General features: G+C 72.2%; 5 protein-coding genes. All 5 read left to right on the plus strand.

Annotation, left to right across the window (positions count from 1 at the left end):
* Positions 1-164: 164 nt before the first annotated feature.
* Genes CGL27_RS34575 through CGL27_RS34595 form a run of 5 tightly spaced genes read left to right on the plus strand, consistent with a single transcriptional unit; the run spans position 165 to position 21,646 of the window.
* Entirely contained in the window at positions 165-1,664 is a 1,500-nt protein-coding gene (locus tag CGL27_RS34575) for an amino acid adenylation domain-containing protein (protein ID WP_240450732.1), read from the plus strand.
* Positions 1,625-6,658 carry a non-ribosomal peptide synthetase gene (locus CGL27_RS53250; protein ID WP_276147889.1) on the plus strand — a complete coding sequence of 1,678 codons (5,034 nt, stop codon included), beginning with the start codon at positions 1,625-1,627 and terminating at the stop codon, positions 6,656-6,658. Before CGL27_RS34575 ends, CGL27_RS53250 begins: the two co-directional genes overlap by 40 nt.
* Entirely contained in the window at positions 6,655-10,482 is a 3,828-nt protein-coding gene (locus tag CGL27_RS51095) for a non-ribosomal peptide synthetase (protein WP_205587789.1), read from the plus strand. Before CGL27_RS53250 ends, CGL27_RS51095 begins: the two co-directional genes overlap by 4 nt.
* On the plus strand, positions 10,425-14,537 hold the full coding sequence (locus tag CGL27_RS51100) for a non-ribosomal peptide synthetase (RefSeq protein WP_205587790.1): 4,113 nt from the start codon (positions 10,425-10,427) through the stop codon (positions 14,535-14,537). The genes CGL27_RS51095 and CGL27_RS51100 overlap by 58 nt, the downstream gene beginning before the upstream one ends.
* Positions 14,534-21,646, plus strand: coding sequence for a non-ribosomal peptide synthetase (locus tag CGL27_RS34595; protein WP_162953129.1), 7,113 nt, complete (start codon positions 14,534-14,536; stop codon positions 21,644-21,646). Before CGL27_RS51100 ends, CGL27_RS34595 begins: the two co-directional genes overlap by 4 nt.
* Positions 21,647-21,657: the final 11 nt, after the last annotated feature.

Below are 21,657 nucleotides of genomic sequence, written 5' to 3' on the forward strand. Positions count from 1 at the left end.
CACCACACCCGCCGAGAGAATTCGAGGCCGGGGCGGACGGGTCTCCCGCGGATTGTCCGAGCCGTAGGGGAGGGACCCTCCACCCCGGCCTTCGCTGTGCCGTGAATTCCGTATCTCGTTCGTCGAATCCTCCACTGGCCACGCTCTTTTCGAGGGGTTCAGCAATGTCCGATCGCGTTCAGACCGCCACGCTTCCCGAGCTGTTCGAGGCACGGGTGCGGGTTTCGGCGGAGAGTGTCGCCGTGGTCTGTGGCGAGGAGTGGTTGTCGTATGGGGAGGTGAATGGGCGGGCGAATCGGCTGGCGCGGTTGCTGGTGGCGCGCGGGGTGGGTGTTGAGGACCGGGTGGGGCTGGTGTTGCCGCGGTCGGTGGATCTGGTGGTGGCGGTTCTCGCGGTGTTGAAGGCCGGGGCGGTGTATGTGCCGGTGGATCCGGGTTATCCGGCTGACCGGGTGGCGTATGTGTGGGAGGACGCGGGTCCGTCGCTGGTGGTGACGGAGGTGGGTGTGGGAGTTCAGGTGCCGGCGGGGGTTCCGTTGGTGGCGCTGGATGACGCCGGGGTCGTGGCGGAGTTGGCGGGGCTTTGTGGGTCGGATGTGGGGGTGCGTGTTTCGCCGGAGGCGGCTGCGTATGTGATTTATACGTCGGGTTCCACGGGGCGGCCCAAGGGTGTCGTCGTGCCGCACGGAAATGTGGTGCGCCTTTTCGAGGCGACGGATCAGTGGTTCGGGTTCGGTGCGGATGATGTGTGGACGTTGTTCCATTCGTTCGCGTTCGACTTTTCGGTGTGGGAGTTGTGGGGTGCGTTGTTGCGGGGTGGGCGGTTGGTGGTGGTGCCGTTTGAGGTGAGTCGTTCGCCGGGGGAGTTTTTGCGGTTGCTGGCGGATGAGGGGGTGACGGTGCTGAATCAGACGCCGTCGGCTTTCTATCAGTTGATGCAGGCGGATCGTGAGGCGGTGGAGGTGGGTGCCCGGTTGCGGTTGCGGTGGGTGGTGTTCGGTGGCGAGGCGCTGGATCTGTGGCGTCTTGAGGAGTGGTTCGACCGGCATGGTGATACGGGTCCGGTCCTGGTGAACATGTATGGGATCACCGAGACGACTGTCCACGTCAGTTATGCGGCGTTGGATTCCCGTATCGCGAAATCGGGTGTGGGGAGTGTTATCGGGGTTGGGATTCCCGATCTTCGGGTGTATGTCCTCGACGGTGGTTTGCGGCCGGTGCCCGTCGGTGTGGCGGGGGAGATGTATGTCGGGGGTGCTGGGGTGGCGCGTGGTTATTGGAGTCGTCCGGGTTTGACGGCCGGGCGTTTTGTGGCGGATCCGTTCGGTCCGGCGGGTGCTCGGATGTATCGGTCAGGTGATGTGGCGCGGTGGACTGATGGGGGTGTGCTGGAGTTCGTCGGGCGGGTGGATGGCCAGGTGAAGGTGCGGGGGTTCCGTATCGAGTTGGGGGAGGTCGAGTCGGTTCTGGGGGAGTGTGTGGGGGTGGGGCAGGCGGTGGTGGTGGTCCGTGAGGACCGTCCCGGTGATAGGCGTCTGGTCGCGTATGTGGTCCCGGATGCCGGCGGTGAGGTGGGGCGGGGGCGTTGCGGGAGCATGTGGCGGGGTTGTTGCCGGAGCATATGGTGCCCTCTGCCTTCGTGGTGCTGGAGCGGTTGCCGTTGACGGTGAACGGCAAGTTGGACCGTAAGGCGCTGCCCGTGCCGGAGGCGCCGGTGAGTGCGGGGGGTCGGGCGCCGCGGACGCCGCGTGAGGAGATCCTGTGCGGGTTGTTCGCCGAGATCCTCGACGCGCCCCGGGTGGGCGTGGACGACAACTTCTTCGACCTCGGCGGACATTCCCTCCTGGCCACGCGCCTGGTGTCCCGGATCCGCTCGGAGCTGGGCGCCGAGCTGACCGTCGGTGAGCTTTTCGAGGCCGCCACGCCCGCCGGTGTCGCCGAAGCCCTCACCTCGGCGGCCGTGGCCCGGGACGGCGTGCGCCGCTACGTGCGCCCCGAGGTGCTGCCGCTGTCCCACGCCCAGCAGCGCCTGTGGTTCCTCGACCGGCTCGAGGACGGCGGCGCCACCTACAACCTGGCCTTCGAGATCACCCTCTCGGGTGAGCTGGACCGGGTGGCGTTGCGGGCGGCGCTGGGTGATGTGGTTGCGCGGCACGAGAGTCTGCGGACGGTGTTCGCTGAGGTGGACGGGGTGCCGCGGCAGGTGGTGCGGTCCTCGGTGGAGGTGCCGTTCATCGAGTCCGAGGTGTCGCGGGAGGGGCTGGCGGAGGCGCTGAGCGCCGCGGTGGCGCGGCCGTTCGACCTGGCGGCCGACGTGCTGCTGCGGGCCGATCTGTTCTCCCTGGCCGAGTTGTCCGGGACCGAGCATGTCCTGCTGCTCACCATGCACCACATCGTCGCCGACGGCTGGTCGCTGATACCGCTGTCGACCGACCTCACCACGGCCTACCGCGCCCGCAGCGCCGGCGAGGCCCCGCAGTGGTCTCAGTTGCCGGTGCAGTATGCGGACTTCGCGTTGTGGCAGCGTGAGGTGCTGGGTGTGGAGGGTGTTGAGGGGAGTGTGTTCGGCCGTCAGGTGGGTTTTTGGCGGGAGCGGTTGGTGGGGTTGCCGGAGGAGTTGGCGTTGCCGGTGGACCGGGCGCGTCCGGCGGTGCTGAGTGGGCGTGGCGGTGTGGTGGAGTTCGGGGTGTCGGGGCTGGTGCATCGGGGGTTGGTGCGGCTGGCGCGGGAGTCGCGGGCGAGTGTGTTCATGGTGGTGCAGGCGGCGTTGGCCGGGTTGCTGTCGCGGTTGGGTGCCGGGCAGGACATCGTGGTGGGCACGGCGGTCGCGGGTCGTACCGATGTGGCGTTGGACGATCTGGTCGGCTTCTTTGTGAACACGTTGGTGCTGCGTACGGATGTGTCGGGCGATCCGTCGTTCCGTGAGCTGGTGGAGCGGGTGCGGGAGTCGGATCTGTCGGCGTTCGCGCATCAGGATGTGCCGTTCGAGCGGTTGGTCGAGGTGGTCAATCCGCAGCGGTCGGCCGCCCGTCATCCGCTGTTCCAGGTGATGCTCGCCCTCCAGAACAACCCGGACCCCGAGCTCGACCTGCCGGGCATCGACACGCGGATCCGCCAACTGCGCACCTCCACCGCCAAGTTCGACCTCACGCTGGACCTGGTCGAGCGCCATCAGGACCAGGACATACCCGCCGGAATCGAGGGTGTCGTCGAGTACAGCGTGGATCTGTTCGACCGGGAGACGGTCGAGGGGATGGTGGTGCGGTTTGTGCGGTTGCTGGAGGCGGTGGTCGCGGATCCGGAGGTGCGGCTGGGCGGGGTGGAGATCCTCTCCGGTCAGGAGCGTTCCCGGCTGTTGACCGAGTGGAACGGGCCGGTGCTGGAGGTGCCGGTGCGGTCGCTTCCGGCGTTGGTGGAGGCCCAGGTGGCGCGGACGCCGGAGGCGGTGGCGCTGATCGAGGGTGGGGTGTCCTTGTCCTACCGGGAGGTGAACGCGCGGGCGAATCGGCTGGCGCGGTTGCTGGTGGGGATGGGTGTGGGTCCGGAGCGGATGGTGGCGCTGGCGTTGCCGCGTTCGGTTTCGCAGGTGGTGGCGTTGCTGGCGGTGGTCAAGGCTGGTGGTGCGTATCTGCCGGTGGATCCGGACTACCCGGCGGAGCGGATTTCGTACATGCTCGGCGACGCCGCTCCGGCGTTGCTGCTGACGGACCGGGCTACGGCCGCCGGGTTGCCTGAGACATCCGGCCTGATGCGTGTGGTGCTGGACGAGGAGGAGACCGGGGCGCGGGTCGATGCCCTGGCGGAGACGGATCTGGGCGACGGGGAGCGGCTGGTGCCGCTGTCGGTGGATCACCCGGCGTATGTCATCTACACCTCCGGCTCCACCGGCCGCCCCAAGGGCGTCGTCGTCACCCACCGCGGCCTGGCCTCGTTCTGCGGGACGGAGGCGGAGCGGTTCTTCGTCACCCCCGACAGCCGGGTGCTGCAGTTCGCCTCGCCCAGCTTCGACGCGGCGGTGCTGGAGGTGTGCATGGCCCTCCCGCACGGTGCGGCGCTGGTCGTCCCGCCGCCCGGGCCGCTCGTCGGGGACGCCCTCACCGACGTCCTGGGCGGGCAGCGGATCACCCACGCCCTCATTCCACCCGCCGCCCTCGCAGGGGTGACCCCCGCGGGCCTGACCGACTTCCGCACCCTCGTGGTCGGTGGCGAGGCATGCCCCGCCGAACTGGTGGAGCGCTGGTCGCCCGGGCGCCGGATGGTCAACGCCTACGGCCCGACGGAATCCACCGTCGCCGCCACTACCAGCGGCCCCCTCATCCCCGGGGCCGGGGCCCCGCCGATCGGCCGCCCGGTGTGGAACACCAGCGCCCTCGTCCTCGACGAGCGGCTGCGGCTCGCTCCCGTGGGCGTCGTCGGCGAGCTGTACATCGCCGGCGAGGGACTCGCCCGCGGCTATCTCGGCCGCCCCGGGCTCACCGCCGAGCGGTTCGTGGCCCACCCCTACGGGCCACCGGGCGCCCGGATGTACCGCACCGGCGACCTCGCCCGCCGCCGTGCCGACGGCAATCTGGAGTACGTCGGCCGCGCCGACGACCAGGTCAAGGTGCGCGGCTTCCGCATCGAGCTCGGCGAGATCGAGACCGTGCTTGCCGGCCACCCGGACGTGGAACGCGCCGTGGTCGTCGTCCGCGAGGACCGCCCGGGCCATCGGCAGCTCGTCGGCTACATCGTGCCCGAGCCCGGTGCCGCCCTGCCCGACCAGCAGATCCTGCGCAAGCATGTGGCCGCCGCGCTCCCCGAGTACATGGTGCCGAGCGCGATCGTGGCACTCGGCCATCTGCCGTTGACCCCCAACGGCAAGCTGGACCAGAAGGCCCTGCCCGCCCCCGAACGCACCGCCGCAGCCCCGGGCCGCGCGCCCACCACGGCCCACGAGGAAACCCTGTGCCGGCTGTTCGCGGAGGTGCTCGGAGTGACCGAGGTGGGTGTCGACGAGAGCTTCTTCGATCTCGGCGGCGACAGCATCGTCTCCATCCAGCTCGTCAGCGGGGCCCGCAAGGCGGGGCTCGTCATCACCCCGCGTGATGTCTTCCGGCACCGCACGGTCGAGGCGCTCGCGGCCGTCGCCCGCGAGACCGGCGGGACGAGCCGCCCCGCGGCCGGGGACAGCGGTGTCGGACCGGTCCGGGAGACGCCGATCATCACCTGGCAGCGCGAACGGGGCGGCCCGGTCGACCGCTTCAGCCAGACCATGCTGCTGCGGGTCCCGGCGGACCTGGGGCTCGGCCGGCTGCGGGACGCCCTGCAGACCGTGCTGGACCACCATGACGTGCTCCGGATGCGCCTGACCTGGCAGACGCCCGACGCGGCCTGGGCCATGGAGGTGCCCGAGCCCGGCGCCGTCCCGGCCGCCCCCCGGGTCACCCGGGTCGATGTGGCGGAACTGGACGGCGACGCCCTGTCCGAGCGCGTCACCGCCGAGTCGGCGCGTGCGCTGGACCGTCTCGCCCCCGCGACCGGCGGCATGGTCGAGGCGGTCTGGTTCGACGCCGGACCGGACCGGCCGGGGCGGCTGCTGCTCGTCCTGCACCACCTCGTGGTGGACGGCGTCTCCTGGCGGATCCTGGTGCCCGATCTGACCGCTGCCTGGCAGGCCGGCGCGGCGGGTCGGCCGGCCCGGCTCGAGCCCGTGGGAACGTCGTTCCGGACGTGGGCGGAACGCCTCGCCGAAGAGGCCCACAGCCCCCGGCGCACCGCCGAACTCCCGCTGTGGGAGCGGATGACCGCCGCTCCCGAACGCACCCTCGGCCGGCGCCCCCTCGACCCCACCCGGGACACCGTCGGCACCGCCCGGTCCCTCACACTGACCATGGACCCCGGACGCACCACCGCGGTGCTGACCGAGGTGCCCGCCGCCCTGAGCGCCTCGGTCAACGAGGTCTTGCTGACCGCCCTGGCCCTCGCGGTCACCGGCTGGCGCCGTGGGCGCGAGGGCGGCGACAACACGGCGGTCCTCATCGACCTGGAGGGGCACGGCCGCGAGGAGTTCGCCCCGGACATCGACCTCTCCCGCACGGTCGGCTGGTTCACCAGCCTCTACCCCGTGCGGCTGGACCCCGGCCGCCCGGACCCGCGACAGGACCAGGGAAGGGCCGCCCTGAAGCGTGTCAAGGAGCAGCTGCGCGCCTTGCCGGACAACGGACTGGGCTACGGACTGCTGCGTCACCTCAACCCGCACACCGCGCGGGCCCTCACGACGCGCGCCGTACCGCAGCTCTCGTTCAACTACCTGGGACGCTTCGCGGCCCCCTCCGAGGCCGGAGGAACGGACGCGGAGTGGACCGCAGACCCCCTGACGGACGTGCTGGGCGCCGGGGCCGACCCCGCCCTGCCGCTCGCACACTGCCTGGAAATCAATGTGCTGACACAAGACGGCGTGGACGGGCCCCGGCTGGCCGCCACCTGGTCGTGGCCGGACGGCGTGCTGTCCGAGCCCGAGGTGCGCGACCTCGCCGAGGGCTGGTTCACGGCACTGGACGCGCTGTCGGACCGGTCCGACCGGTCCGTGAGCAGTGGCTGGACTCCCTCGGACCTTCCGTTGGTGTCGTTGTCGCAGGCGGAGATCGACCTTTTGGAATCCGAGTGGAGGAACTCATGACCAAGCCGGGACTTGCCGACGTTCTGCCCCTGTCGCCCCTGCAGGAGGGCATGCTCTTCCTCGCTCTCTACGACGAGCGGTCGGTGGACGCCTACACCGTGCAGCTCGGCTTCGACCTCGAAGGCCGGGTCGACCCGGCGGGCCTGCGGGCCGCCGGGGCCGCGCTGCTGCGCCGCCACCCCAATCTGCGGGCCGGGTTCCGGCACGAGAAGCTCAGCCGGCCCGTCCAGGTCATTCCGCACGAGGTGGAACTGCCCTGGCAGGAGGCGGATCTGCGGGACGGCTCGGACGAGACGCGGCAGACGGCACTCGCTGAGCTGGTCGAGCGGGACCGCACCCGCCGCTTCGATCTCGCGGCACCGCCGCTGATCCGCTTCACCCTCGCCCGGCTCGCCGACGACCGCTACCGCCTGGTGGTCACCGTGCACCACATCCTGCTGGACGGCTGGTCCTTCCCGCTGCTCGTCGAGGACCTCTTCGAGCTGTACGCGCGGCGTGGCGACGAGAGCGGCCGGCCCAAGGTCACCCCGTACCGCGACTACCTCGCCTGGCTGTCCCGCCAGGACCGGGACGCCGCGGCCAAGGCGTGGCGCACCGCCCTCGACGGCGTCACCGAACCGACCCTCCTCGTACCGGGCGCCGGCCAGCGCGTGGACCGGATGCCCGAGGAGTTCAGCCTGGAGCTCCCCGCCGAGCTGACGGAGGGGCTGGCGGCGCTGGCGCGGTCGCGGGGCTGGACGCTGAACACGGTGGTGCAGGGTGCGTGGGGTCTGCTGCTGGCGTCGCTGACCGGCCGTGACGATGTGGTGTTCGGCACCACGGTCTCGGGGCGGCCTCCGGAGGTTCCGGGGGTGGAGACGATGGTGGGGCTGTTCATCAACACCCTTCCGGTGCGGGTGCGGCTGGATCCGGCCGAGACGCTGGCGCAACTCCTGGGGCGGCTCCAGGATCAGCACACCGAGCTGATGGACCACCAGCACCTCGGACTCACCCAGATCCAGCGGGAGATGGGCACCGGTGCGCTCTTCGACACCCTCGCCGTCTTCGAGAACTACCCCTTCGACCCGTCCGGCCTCGACCGGACGGTGGACGGAGTGCGGGTCTCCGGCTTCTCCGGTGCGGAGGCCACCCACTACCCGCTGAGCCTCATCGCCTACCCGGGTGAGCGCATCCGGCTGCGCATCGGCCACCGTCCCGAGCTCGTCGGCCGTACCGCGGCCGAGACCGCCGCGGAGCGGCTCACCCGCGTCCTCGCGGCTGTCGCCGCCGACCCCGACCAGCGGGTGGCCGCCGTCGACGCCCTGGCGGCCGACGAGCGCGAGAACGTGCTGGTCCGGTGGAACGCGACCGCGCGCGACGTGCGGCCCGACACGCTCCCGCGGCTCTTCGAGGCCCGCGCGGCAGCCGCCCGGAACCACCCGGCCGTGGTCTTCGACGGCACCGAGGTCTCCTACGCCGACCTCAACGCCCGGGCCAACCGGCTCGCCCGCCACCTCATCGCCCAGGGGGCCGGCCCCGAGCGGACCGTGGCCCTGGCCGTACCGCGCTCGGTGGACCTGATCGTCGCCCTGCTCGCCATCACCAAGACCGGCGCCGCCTACCTCCCGGTGGACCCCGACCACCCCCGGGACCGCACCTCCTACGTCCTCTCCCAGGCCCGGCCCGCCCTGGTGCTCACCACCGCGGCCGCCGCCCAGGACCTGCCCGCGACGGCCGCGCCCGTCCTGGTCCTGGACGCGCCGGAGCAGGCGGGGGCGCTGGCGGGCTACGCGGACACGGACGTCCAGGACGCGGAGCGCACCGCGCCGCTGACCCCGGACCACCCCGCCTACGTCATCTACACCTCGGGCTCCACCGGCCGCCCCAAGGGCGTCGTCGTACCGCACCGGGGCATCGTCAACCGGCTCGCCTGGATGCAGGGGCAGTACGGGCTGGCCACGGACGACCGGGTGCTGCAGAAGACCCCCGCCGGCTTCGACGTGTCGGTGTGGGAGTTCTTCTGGACCCTCACCGAGGGCGCCACGCTCGTCGTCGCCCGCCCCGGAGGCCACAAGGACCCGGCGTACCTCGCCGACCTGGTGTGCGCCCAAGGCGTCACCACGCTCCACTTCGTCCCGTCGATGCTGCAGGAGTTCCTTCAGGAGCCGGCCGCCGAACGGTGCACCGGACTGCGCCGCGTCATATGCAGCGGGGAGGCGCTTCCCGACCCGCTGCGTGAGCGGTTCTTCTCCGTGCTGACGGCGGAACTGCACAACCTGTACGGCCCGACCGAGGCATCCGTGGACGTCACGTACTGGCAGTGCGAGGCCGGTCACGTACCCGGCCCGGTGCCTATCGGCCGCCCGGTCTGGAACACCCGGACCCTCGTCCTGGACGCCATGCTGCGCCCGGTCGCCCCCGGTGTCGCGGGCGACCTCTACCTCGCGGGCGCGCAACTGGCCCGGGGCTACCTCGACCGGCCCGACCTGACGGCCGAGCGCTTCGTCGCCGATCCGTTCGGCCCCGTGGGCAGCCGGATGTACCGCACCGGCGATGTGGCCCGCTGGACGGACCGGGGGGTCCTGGAGTTCCTCGGCCGCGCCGACGACCAGGTGAAACTGCGCGGCTTCCGCATCGAACTCGGCGAGATCGAGGCCGCCCTGACCAGCCATCCGCGGATCGCCGCGGCGGCCGTCGTGGTCCGCGAGGACCGGCCCGGTGACCAGCGCCTGGTCGCCTACGCGGTCGCGGCGGACCCGGCGGACGCCCCCGACATCGCGGACCTGCGTGCCCACCTGGCCACGGCGGTGCCCGAGTACATGGTGCCGTCGGCGTTCGTGTCCCTGGACCGGCTGCCGGTGTCCGTCAACGGCAAGCTGGACCGCAAGGCCCTGCCCGCCCCCGACGCCGTCACCGGCGGAGCGGGACGCGCGCCGCGTACGCCCCGCGAGGAGATCCTGTGCGGGTTGTTCGCCGAGGTGCTCGGCGTCGACCGGGTCGGCCCCGACGACGACTTCTTCGCGCTGGGCGGCCACTCGCTGCTGGCCACGCGCCTGGTGTCGCGGATCCGCTCCGCACTGGGCGTGGAGCTGGCGGTGGGCGCGCTCTTCGAGGCGCCCACCGCGGCCCGGCTGGAGACCGAGCTCGCCCACGCCGGCGACGCGCGCCCGGGAGTGCGCCCGTACGTGCGCCCCGAGGTGCTGCCGCTGTCTCACGCCCAGCACGGCCAATGGGTGGTCAGCCGCATCGAGGAAGGGTCCTCGGCCTACCACATCCCCTACGCCACGCGTCTGTCCGGTGAGCTGGACCGGGTGGCGTTGCGGGCGGCGCTGGGTGATGTGGTTGCGCGGCACGAGAGTCTGCGGACGGTGTTCGCTGAGGTGGACGGGGTGCCGCGGCAGGTGGTGCGGTCCTCGGTGGAGGTGCCGTTCATCGTGTCCGAGGTGTCGCGGGAGGGGCTGGCGGAGGCGCTGAGCGCCGCGGTGGCGCGGCCGTTCGATCTGGCGGCCGACGTGCTGCTGCGGGCGGACCTGTTCTCTCTGTCCGGGACCGAGCATGTCCTGCTGCTCACCATGCACCACATCGGCTCGGACGGCTGGTCGCTCAGCCCCCTCGCCCGCGATCTGTCCGCCGCCTACACGGCCCGGCGCGAGGGCCGTGCGCCCGTGTGGTCCCAGTTGCCGGTGCAGTATGCGGACTTCGCGTTGTGGCAGCGTGAGGTGCTGGGTGTGGAGGGTGTTGAGGGAGTGTGTTCGGCCGTCAGGTGGGTTTTTGGCGGGAGCGGTTGGTGGGGTTGCCGGAGGAGTTGGCGTTGCCGGTGGACCGGGCGCGTCCGGCGGTGCTGAGTGGGCGTGGCGGTGTGGTGGAGTTCGGGGTGTCGGGGCTGGTGCATCGGGGGTTGGTGCGGCTGGCGCGGGAGTCGCGGGCGAGTGTGTTCATGGTGGTGCAGGCGGCGTTGGCCGGGTTGCTGTCGCGGTTGGGTGCCGGGCAGGACATCGTGGTGGGCACGGCGGTCGCGGGTCGTACCGATGTGGCGTTGGACGATCTGGTCGGCTTCTTTGTGAACACGTTGGTGCTGCGTACGGATGTGTCGGGCGATCCGTCGTTCCGTGAGCTGGTGGAGCGGGTGCGGGAGTCGGATCTGTCGGCGTTCGCGCATCAGGATGTGCCGTTCGAGCGGTTGGTCGAGGTGGTCAATCCGCAGCGGTCGGCCGCCCGTCATCCGCTGTTCCAGGTGATGCTCAACCTCCAGAACAACCCCGAGCCGCAGCTGGCGCTCGACGGGGTCACGGTCGAGCCGCAGCCCGTCGACGTCGCCGTCAGCAAGTTCGACCTCAGCGTCGACCTGACCGAGCACCACGGCGGCGACGGCGCCGCCAGTGGCGTGCACGGCGAGATCCGCTACAGCGTGGATCTGTTCGACCGGGAGACGGTCGAGGGGATGGTGGTGCGGTTTGTGCGGTTGCTGGAGGCGGTGGTCGCGGATCCGGAGGTGCGGCTGGGCGGGGTGGAGATCCTCTCCGGTCTGGAGCGTTCCCGGCTGTTGACCGAGTGGAACGGGCCGGTGCTGGAGGTGCCGGTGCGGTCGCTTCCGGCGTTGGTGGAGGCCCAGGTGGCGCGGACGCCGGAGGCGGTGGCGCTGATCGAGGGTGGGGTGTCCTTGTCCTACCGGGAGGTGAACGCGCGGGCGAATCGGCTGGCGCGGTTGCTGGTGGGGATGGGTGTGGGTCCGGAGCGGATGGTGGCGCTGGCGTTGCCGCGTTCGGTTTCGCAGGTGGTGGCGTTGCTGGCGGTGGTCAAGGCTGGTGGTGCGTATCTGCCGGTGGATCCGGACTACCCGGCGGAGCGGATTTCGTACATGCTCGGCGACGCCGCTCCGGCGTTGCTGCTGACGGACCGGGCTACGGCCGCCGGGTTGCCTGAGACATCCGGCCTGATGCGTGTGGTGCTGGACGAGGAGGAGACCGGGGCGCGGGTCGATGCCCTGGCGGAGACGGGTCTGGGCGACGGGGAGCGGCTGGTGCCGCTGTCGGTGGATCACCCGGCGTATGTCATCTACACCTCCGGCTCCACCGGCCGCCCCAAGGGCGTCGTCGTCACCCACCGCTCCCTGGCCGACTACCTGGACTGGACGAGCCGGTCCTACCCGAGCGCGGCCGGCGCCGCGCTGCTGCACTCGCCGGTCTCCTTCGACCTCTCCGTGACCGCGCTCTACACCCCCCTCGTCGCCGGCGGTGCGGTGCACCTCGCGGCGCTGGAGGAGGACCCCACGGCCGAGCGGGCCCTGGCCGGGCGCCCGGTGACCTTCCTGAAGGCCACCCCCAGCCATCTGCCGCTGCTGGCGGCCCTCCCCGACGCCTTCTCGCCCGGCAACGAACTCCTGCTGGGTGGCGAGGCCCTCTTCGGCGAGGCGCTGCAGGACTGGCGCCGCCGTCACCCCGGGGCCACCGTGCTGAACGTGTACGGGCCCACCGAAGGGACCGTCAACGTCGCGGAGTTCCGTATCGAGCCCGGTGACGAGGTCCCGTCCGGCCCCGTGCCGATCGGCCTCCCGCAGGGCAACGCGCGCCTCTACGTCCTCGACGAGGGGCTGCGGCTCACCCCGCCCGGAGTGGCGGGCGAGCTGTACATCGCGGGAACCGCCCTGGCCCGCGGCTACCTCAACCGTGCGGCGCTGACGGCGGAGCGCTTCGTCGCCGACCCGTACGGCGCGCCGGGCGCCCGGATGTACCGCACCGGCGACCTCGCCCGCCGCCGTGCCGACGGCAATCTGGAGTACGTCGGCCGCGCCGACGACCAGGTCAAGGTGCGCGGCTTCCGTATCGAGCTCGGCGAGATCGAGACCGTGCTCGCCGGCCACCCGGACGTGGAACGCGCCGTGGTCGTCGTCCGCGAGGACCAGCCGGGCGAGCGGCGCCTGATCGGCTACGCCGTGCCCGCCGCGGGCGCCCGCCCCGACCCGGCGGCGCTCCGGGCCCGGGTCGCGGACGCGGTGCCGGACTACATGGTGCCCGCCGCGGTCGTCCTGCTGGACGCGCTGCCGCTGACCGCGCACGGCAAGCTGGACCGGACGGCGCTGCCCGCGCCGGACTTCGCCGCCGCGGTCACCAAGCAGGGGCCGCGCACCCCGCAGGAGGAGATCCTCTGCGAGATCTTCGCGGATCTGCTCGACCTGTCCGAAATCGGTGTGCACGACAGCTTCTTCGACCTCGGCGGCGACAGCATCATCTCCATCCAGCTCGTCAGCCGGGCCCGCAAGGCCGGGCTCTCGCTCACCCCCCGGGCCGTCTTCCAGCACAAGACGGTCGAGGCGCTGGCGTCCCACGCGGGCACCGTCGGCAAACGCGTCGGCAAGGGGACCGACACCGGGGTCGGCTCGGTGCCGCTCACCCCGATCATCCACCGGCTGCGCGAGCGCGGCGGCCCGATCGGCAAGTACGCCCAGTCGGTGCTGCTGCAGGTCCCGGCCGACCTCGGGGAGGGCCCGCTGGAGACCACGGTGCAGACCGTGCTCGACCACCATGACGCCCTGCGCATGCGGCTGACCCGTCCGGAGGGCGGTGGCGAGTGGTCGCTGGAGGTGCCGCCGCGCGGCACCGTGCGCGCGGCCGAGTCCCTCATCCGGGTCGACGTCGCGGGGCTGAGCGCGGACGCGCTGCGGGCCGTCATCGAGACCGAGGGGGAGACCGCGTGGGCGCGGCTCTCGCCCGAGCAGGGGCGGATGCTCCAGGCGGTCTGGTTCGACGCGGGCCCCGAGACCTCCGGCCGGCTCCTGGTGATCATCCACCACCTCGTCGTGGACGGCGTTTCCTGGCGCATCCTGGAGACCGACCTCGAGGCGGCCTGGCAGGCGGCCAAGGAGGGACGTCCGGCCGAACTCCAGCCGGTCGGGACCTCGTTCCGGCGCTGGGCCGAGCACCTGGTCGCCTCCGCGTACGCCTCCGAGCGGGTCAAGGAGGCGGAGCTGTGGTCCAGCACCCTGGACGTGCCGGACCCGCTGCTCAGCGAGCGGCCCCTCGACCCGTCGCAGGACATGAACCACACCATGGGCGGGCTGTGGCAGATCCTGCCGCCGGAGCTGACCGGGCCCGTCCTCACCAAGGTCCCGGCGGCGTTCAACGCCGGCATCAACGACGTGCTGCTCACCGCGCTCGCCCTGGCGGTCGCGCAGTGGCGGCTCTCCCGCGGCGGTGAGGACCACCCGGCCGTCCTCGTCGACCTGGAGGGACACGGCCGCGAGGAGTTCACCGACGGTGTCGACCTGTCCCGGACGGTCGGCTGGTTCTCCAGCATCTACCCGGTGCGTCTGGACCCCGGCCGGCTCGAGTGGCGCGAGGTCCTGGCCGGCGGCCCGGCCGTCGGGGACGCGCTCAAGCGCGTGAAGGAGCAGCTGCGCGGCACACCCGACAACGGCCTCGGCTTCGGGCTGCTGCGCCACCTCAACCTGGACACCAAGCCCGTCCTGGCCGGCTTCCTGCCCCGCCAGATCGGCTTCAACTACCTGGGCCGGTTCGACATGGCGGGCCGCGCCGATTACGCCGACTGGGCGCCGGCGCCGGAGAAGGCCCCGGGGTTCTCCGACCAGGACGCCCCGATGATGTACGCCCTGTCCCTCAACGCGGTCACCGAGGACCACGCCGACGGCCCCCGGCTGCGGGTCGCCTGGGCCTTCCCCGGCGCCCTGTTCCGCGAGCCCGAGATCAAGGAGCTCAGCGAGATCTGGGCCCAGGTGCTCCAGGCCCTGGTCACCCATGTCGAGGGCGGCGCCTCCGGCGGCCACACGCCCTCGGACCTGCCTCTGGTGTCGCTGAGCCAGCAGGAGATCGACGAACTCGAAGACGAGTTGGACGACGAGTCGGACGAAGACGAGCTCGACGAGGAGTGGGGGATCACCCGGTGAAGCAATCCCGGATCGAGGACGTACTGCCTCTGGGGCCGTTGCAGGAGGGACTGCTGTTCCACGCCCTGTACGACACCGAGGGAATCGACCCCTACACCGTGCAGAGCGTGTTCCACCTCGAGGGCGACATCGACACCGACGCCCTCAAGGCCGCCGGCCGTGCCCTGCTGAAGCGGCACGCCGTGCTGCGCGCCGGGTTCCGGCACAAGGGCGGGGAACGCCCGATGCAGGTCATCCGGCGCGAGGTGCCCCTGCCCTGGCAGGAGCACGACCTCGGCGGCATCGAGGACGAGGAGCGCCGCGAGGAGGCCGCGCTCCGCATCGTGGACGAGGACCGCACCCGCCGGTTCGACATGGTCAGACCGCCGCTGATGCGGTTCACCCTGGTCAGGATGGGCCCGAAGGACCACCGGCTGCTGCTGACCAAACACCACATCCTCATGGACGGCTGGTCCTCGCCGATCGTGGCGGGGGAGTTCTTCGAGCTGTACGCCCGCGGCGGGGACGCCTCCGGCCTGCCGCCGGTCACCCCGTACCGCGACTACCTCGCCTGGCTGGCGAACCAGGACACCACCGCCGCCGAGGCGGCCTGGCGCACCGCGCTGGCGGGTCTGGCCGAGCCGACCCTGCTCGCGCCGCGGGCCACGGGCCACGCCGATGTGGTCCCAGACGAGCTGAGCGCATCGCTGTCCGCCGAGCTGACGGAGGGGCTGGCGGCGCTGGCGCGGTCGCGGGGCTGGACGCTGAACACGGTGGTGCAGGGTGCGTGGGGTCTGCTGCTGGCGTCGCTGACCGGCCGTGACGATGTGGTGTTCGGCACCACGGTCTCGGGGCGGCCTCCGGAGGTTCCGGGGGTGGAGACGATGGTGGGGCTGTTCATCAACACCCTTCCGGTGCGGGTGCGGCTGGATCCGGCCGAGACGCTGGCGCAACTCCTGGGGCGGCTCCAGGATCAGCACACCGAGCTGATGGACCACCAGCACCTCGGACTCACCCAGATCCAGGGCCTGGCCGGTGTCGGCACCCTCTTCGACACCCTCGTCCTCTTCGAGAACTACCGGGTGGACTCCGGGACGGTCGAGTCCTCCCTCTCCGGCGCCCGGGTCACCGGCGGCTCCGGCCGGGACGCCACCCACTACCCGCTGAGCCTCGCCATGGCCCCCGGGCCCACGATGCTGCTCAAGGTCGGCTACCGCCCCGATGTGTTCGACCGCGCGACGGTCGCCTCCCTGGTCGACCGGCTCACCCGGTTCTTCGAGGCCGTGGTCGAGGACCCCGGGCAGCTCGTCGGGCGGGTGGACGCGCTCGACCCCGCCGTCCGCCGCCAGGTGCTGGTGGACTGGAACGACACCGCGCGCGAGGTGCCCGCCACGACGCTGCCCGGGATGTTCCAGGAGCAGGTGGCGCGCACCCCGGACCACCTCGCGGTGGTGCACGGCGACACCCGCCTCACCTACGCCGAACTCAACGAGCGGGCCAACCGGCTCGCCCATCACCTGATCTCCCTGGGCGCGGGCCCGGAGAAGCTGGTGGCGCTGTCGCTGCCCCGCAACGACCGCACCCTGGTGGCGGTCCTCGCGGTGCTCAAGTCGGGCGCCGGGTATCTGCCCATCGACCCCAAGTACCCGGCCGACCGCATCGCGTACATCGTCCAGGACGCCGCGCCGGCGCTGGTGCTCACCGAGTCGGGAGTCGACGCGGCCCTGCCCGCGACCGGCCACCGGGTGGTCGTCCTCGACGACCCCGAGGTGGAGCGGGCCCTGGAGTACAGCCCGGCGACCGATCCGGCCGACGGCGACCGCATCCACGCGCTGCACCCCGCCTCGCCCGCGTACGTCATCTACACCTCGGGCTCCACCGGCCGCCCCAAGGGCGTCGCCGTGCCGCACCGCGCGGTGGTCAACCTCGCGGCCTGGGCGCGCACCGCCCTGGGCGCCGAGCGGCTGGCCCGGGTGCTGTTCACCACGTCGCTGAGCTTCGACGTCTCCGTCTTCGAGATGTTCGGGACGCTGATGTCGGGCGGCACCCTGGAGGTCCTGGACGACCTCCTCGCGCTCGCCGAACGGCAGACCGCGCAGCTCCCCGGCACCGTGGTCAGCGCCGTGCCCTCGGCACTGGCCCAGCTGGTCGGCCAAGGGGATGTGCGGCTCACCGCCGACACGGTGCTGCTGTGTGGCGAGCGGCTGGGCACCCAGGCCGCCGTGGACATCCAGAAGACCCTGTCGGCCGGCCGGCTGTCCAATGTGTACGGCCCCACCGAGGCCACGGTCTACGCCACGGCGTGGGACACCGACGCCCCGGTGGAGTCGGCGCCGCCCATCGGCCGTCCGCTGCACAACTACCGGGCACTGGTCCTGGACCGCTGGCTGCGGCCGGTCGCCCCCGGTACCGACGGCGAGCTGTACCTCGCCGGGGAGGGCGTGGCCCGGGGCTATCTGAACCGGCCGGGCCTCACGGCGGAGCGCTTCGTCGCGGACCCGTACGGACCCGCGGGCAGCCGGATGTACCGCACCGGTGACCGCGCCCGGTGGAGCCCCGAGGGACTCCTGGAATGCCTCGGTCGCACCGACGACCAGGTCAAGTTGCGCGGCTTCCGCATCGAACTCGGCGAGATCGAGTCGGTCATGGCCGCACACCCCGGCGTGGGCCACGCGGCCGCGGTCGTCCGGGAGGACCAGGAGGGCGACCGGCGTCTGGTCGGCTACGTGGTCGCCGACCCTGGGAGCCGGCCCGACCTGGCTGCCCTGCGCACCCGGCTCGCGGCCACCCTGGCCGAGTACATGGTGCCGTCGGCGTTCGTCACGCTGCCCGAACTGCCCATGACCGCCAACGGGAAGCTGGACCGCAAGGCGCTGCCCGCCCCCGAGGTGGCCGGCGCCTCGGCGCGCCCGCCGCGCTCCCCGCAGGAGGAGATCCTGTGCGGCCTGTTCGCCGAGGTCCTCGGCGTCGAACGGGTCGGCGTGGACGACAACTTCTTCGACCTGGGCGGGCATTCGCTGCTCGCCACCCGGCTGGTGTCCAGGGTCCGCTCCGCGCTGGGCGTGGAGCTGGCCATCCGCTCCCTGTTCGAGGCCGCCACTCCGGCCCGGCTCGCGGGCCTGGTGGCCGGGGCCGGAACGGCCCGCACCCCGCTGACCGCGCAGCCGCGGCCCGCGGAGCTTCCGCTGTCCTTCGCCCAGCGGCGGCTGTGGTTCCTCGACCGCCTCGGCGACGACCGCGGCGCCTACAACATCCCCACCGCGATGCGGCTCGCGGGGCATGTGGACCGGGCCGCCCTCGAGGCCGCCCTCCGCGATGTCGTGGCCCGGCACGAAAGCCTGCGCACGGTGTTCCACGAGAGAGACGGAGTGCCCCGGCAGGTCGTCCTGGACTCGGCCGAGATCTCCCTCGCCCACACCGAGGTGCGCGAGGAGGACCTGCCCGACGCCCTCAACGCGGAGGTCACCGCCCACTTCGACCTGGCCGCGGCGATCCCCGTACGGGCCCGTCTGTTCTCCCTCGGCGACACCGACCATGTGCTGCTGGTGACCATCCACCACATCGCCTCGGACGGCTGGTCCATGGGCCCGCTCGCCCGCGACCTGTCCACGGCCTATTTGGCACGGCTGCGCGGCGACGCCCCCGACTGGGCCGAACTCCCCGTGCACTACGCGGACTTCACCCTCTGGCAGCACGAGATGCTGGGCGACGAGGGCGATCCGGACAGTCTGATCGCAGGACAGCTCGCCTACTGGAAGGAGAACCTGGACCGGCTCCCCGAAGAGCTGCCCCTGCCCGCCGACCGGCCCAGGCCCGCCGTCGCCTCGGGCCGTGGCGGTGCCATGCTCTTCCGGATCGACCCCGAACTGCACGCCTCGCTCGCCCAGCTGGCGCGGTCCGGCCGGGCCACGCTGTTCATGGTCCTCCAGGCCGGCCTGGCCACCCTGCTCACCCGGCTCGGCGGCGGCACCGACATCCCCGTCGGCACCCCGGTCGCCGGCCGCACCGACGAGGCGCTGGACGACCTCATCGGCTTCTTCGTCAACACGCTCGTCCTGCGCACCGACACCTCGGGGGCGCCGACCTTCAAGGAACTGATCGAGCGGGTCCGGGAGCGGGACCTGAGCGCCTTCGCGCACCAGGACGTCCCGTTCGAGCGGCTGGTGGAGGTCCTCAACCCGGAGCGGTCCCAGGCCCGCCACCCGCTGTTCCAGGTGCTGCTCACCCTGCAGAACACCGCGGACACGGACGTGGCGCTGCCCGGCCTGAACGCCACGCCCCAGCCGGTATCGGTGGACATCAGCAAATTCGACCTGAGCCTGGAGCTCAGCGAGGAACTGCTGGCCGACGGCGCCGCCGACGGCATCGACGGAGCCCTGCGCTACAGCACGGACCTCTTCGACCACGACACCGCCGAGGCGCTCGCCCAGCGGCTGATCCGCGTGCTGCGGACCATGGCCGCCGCACCCGACACCTCCATCGCCGACGTCGACGTACTGACCCCGGACGAGCGCGAGCGGATCCTGCGGGGCTGGAACGACACCGCCCACCAGGTGTCCGCCGCCACCCTGCCCGCGCTGTTCGAGGCGCAGGCGGCCCGCACTCCTGACCGGCCGGCGCTGGTCTTCGAGGGGGCCACCCTCGGCTACGCGGAGCTCAACGCGCGGGCCAACCGCCTCGCACGGCTGCTCATCGAGCGTGGAGTGGGCCCCGAGGGCTACGTCGCCATCGCCGTGCCGCGCTCCCTGGAGCTGGTCGTGGCGCTGCTCGCGGTGGTCAAGACGGGCGCGGCCTATCTGCCGGTGGACCCCGACTACCCGGCGGACCGCATCCGCCTCATGCTGGACGACGCGGCCCCGGCGCTGCTGCTGACGACCACGGAGACGGCCACCGGACTGCCCGTCGACGCGTCCGTGCCGGTCCTGGCGCTGGACGCGCCCGGCACCCTGGACACCCTCGCCGGGCTCCCGGACGGCGACGTCCCCGACGGCGAGCGGCGCGCACCGCTGCACCCCGCCTCGCCCGCCTACGTCATCTACACCTCCGGCTCCACCGGCCGCCCCAAGGGCGTGATGGTGCCGCACTCGGGCATCGTCAACCGGCTCGCCTGGACGCAGGCACGCTACGGCCTCACCGCCGAGGACCGTGTGCTGCAGAAGACGCCCGCGGGGTTCGACGTCTCCGTCTGGGAGTTCTTCTGGCCGCTGCTCGTAGGCGCGGCGCTCGTCGTCGCCCGGCCCGAGGGCCACAAGGACCCCGCCTATCTGGCCGAGCTGATCCGGGCCGAGCGCGTCACCACGGTCCACTTCGTGCCCTCGATGCTCCAGGTGTTCCTCCAGGAGCCGGGCGCCGCCCGGTGCACCGGACTGCGCCGCGTCCTGTGCAGCGGTGAGGCGCTGCCGCGGGAGCTGCAGGACGAGTTCCTGCGCACCCTGGACGCCGAACTGCACAACCTGTACGGCCCGACCGAGGCATCGGTGGACGTCACCTCCTGGGAGTGCGAGCGCACGGCGCCGCCGGGCCCGGTGCCCATCGGCCGGCCGGTGTGGAACACCCGGCTGTACGTGCTCGACGACGCGCTGCGGCCGGTGCCGCCCGGGGTGCCCGGCGATCTGTACCTGGCGGGCGTCCAGCTCGCCCGGGGCTATCTGGGCCGCCCCGGCCTGTCGGCCGAACGGTTCGTCGCCGACCCCTTCTCCGCCGACGGCGGCCGGATGTACCGCACGGGGGACGTCGCCCGCTGGCGGCCCGACGGAGCGCTGGACTTCCTCGGCCGCGCCGACGACCAGGTGAAGCTGCGCGGCTTCCGGATCGAACTGGGCGAGATCGAGGCGGTGCTGGCCCGCCACGCGGACGTGGCGCACACCGCGGTCGTCGTCCGGGAGGACCAGCCCGGCGACCGGCGCCTGGTGGCGTACGTCGTCGCCCAGGCCGCCGGCGGCGAACCAAAGCCGGCGGCCCTGCGCGACCATCTGGCGGCCGAGGTGCCCGAGTACATGGTGCCGTCCGCCTTCGTGACGCTGCCCGAGCTGCCGCTGACCCCCAACGGCAAGCTGGACCGCAAGGCGCTGCCCGCCCCCGGGGCACCCGCCGGCGTCGAGGGCCGCGCCCCGCGCAATGTGCGTGAGCAGTTGCTGTGCGGGGTGTTCGCCGAGGTGCTGGGGCTGCCCCGGGTCGGGATCGACGACAACTTCTTCGAGCTGGGCGGCCATTCGCTGCTCATGGTGCGGCTCGCCAACCAGGTGCGGCTGGCCTTCGGCGTCGACCTGACGATCCGGACCGTCCTCAACACCCCGACCGTCGCGGGCCTGGCCGAGCGACTGTACGAGCTGGACCACGGCGACGACCTGGACGTGCTGCTGCCCCTGCGGCCGCAGGGCTCCCTGCCCCCGCTGTTCTGCATCCACCCTGGCACGGGCGTCGGCTGGCCCTACACCCGGCTCATCCCCGAGGTCGACCGCGACCGTCCCCTCTACTCCTTCCAGGCCAGGGGGCTCCGGGACCTCGCCGAACTGCCCGAGACCATCGAGGAGGTCATCGAGGACTACCTCGGCCAGATCCGGGAGATCCAGCCGCACGGCCCCTATCACCTGCTCGGCTGGTCCCTCGGCGCGGCCCTCGCCCAGGGCATCGCCACCCGGCTCCAGGCATCCGGCGAGGAGGTCGCCCTGCTGATGAGCCTGGACGGCTATCCGATGGACGCGGCGCCGGTCAACGCCGAGCCATGGAGCCAGCAGCAGTTCCTCCTGGAGCTCCTGGAGGTCGCCGGCATCGACCTCGGCCACGACGGCCCGCTGGACCGCGACGAGGTGATGGAGGCCATCCGCAAGGAGGGCTCGCCGTTCGCCACGCTCAGCGCGGCGCAGTCGGAGAACATGTTCCGGATCTACCGGAACTTCGCCGTGGTGAGCCAGGCGTTCACCCCCGACCGGTTCACCGGGGACATGGTCTTCTTCCGCGCTGCCCGCTCCAGCGAGGAGCTCGGGCTGGAGGCGCACACCTGGGACCGGTACGTGGACGGCCGGGTCGAGGTCCATGACATCGAATGCGTCCACGGCGAGATGACCCAGCCGGTGGCCATGCGGGTCATCGGGCCGATCCTGCGGGACCGGCTCCGCGTCGGCGACTGACCCGGCCCCTT

Origin of the sequence: Streptomyces sp. 11-1-2, assembly GCF_003595545.1 — a bacterium.
GTDB lineage: Bacteria > Actinomycetota > Actinomycetes > Streptomycetales > Streptomycetaceae > Streptomyces > Streptomyces hygroscopicus_B.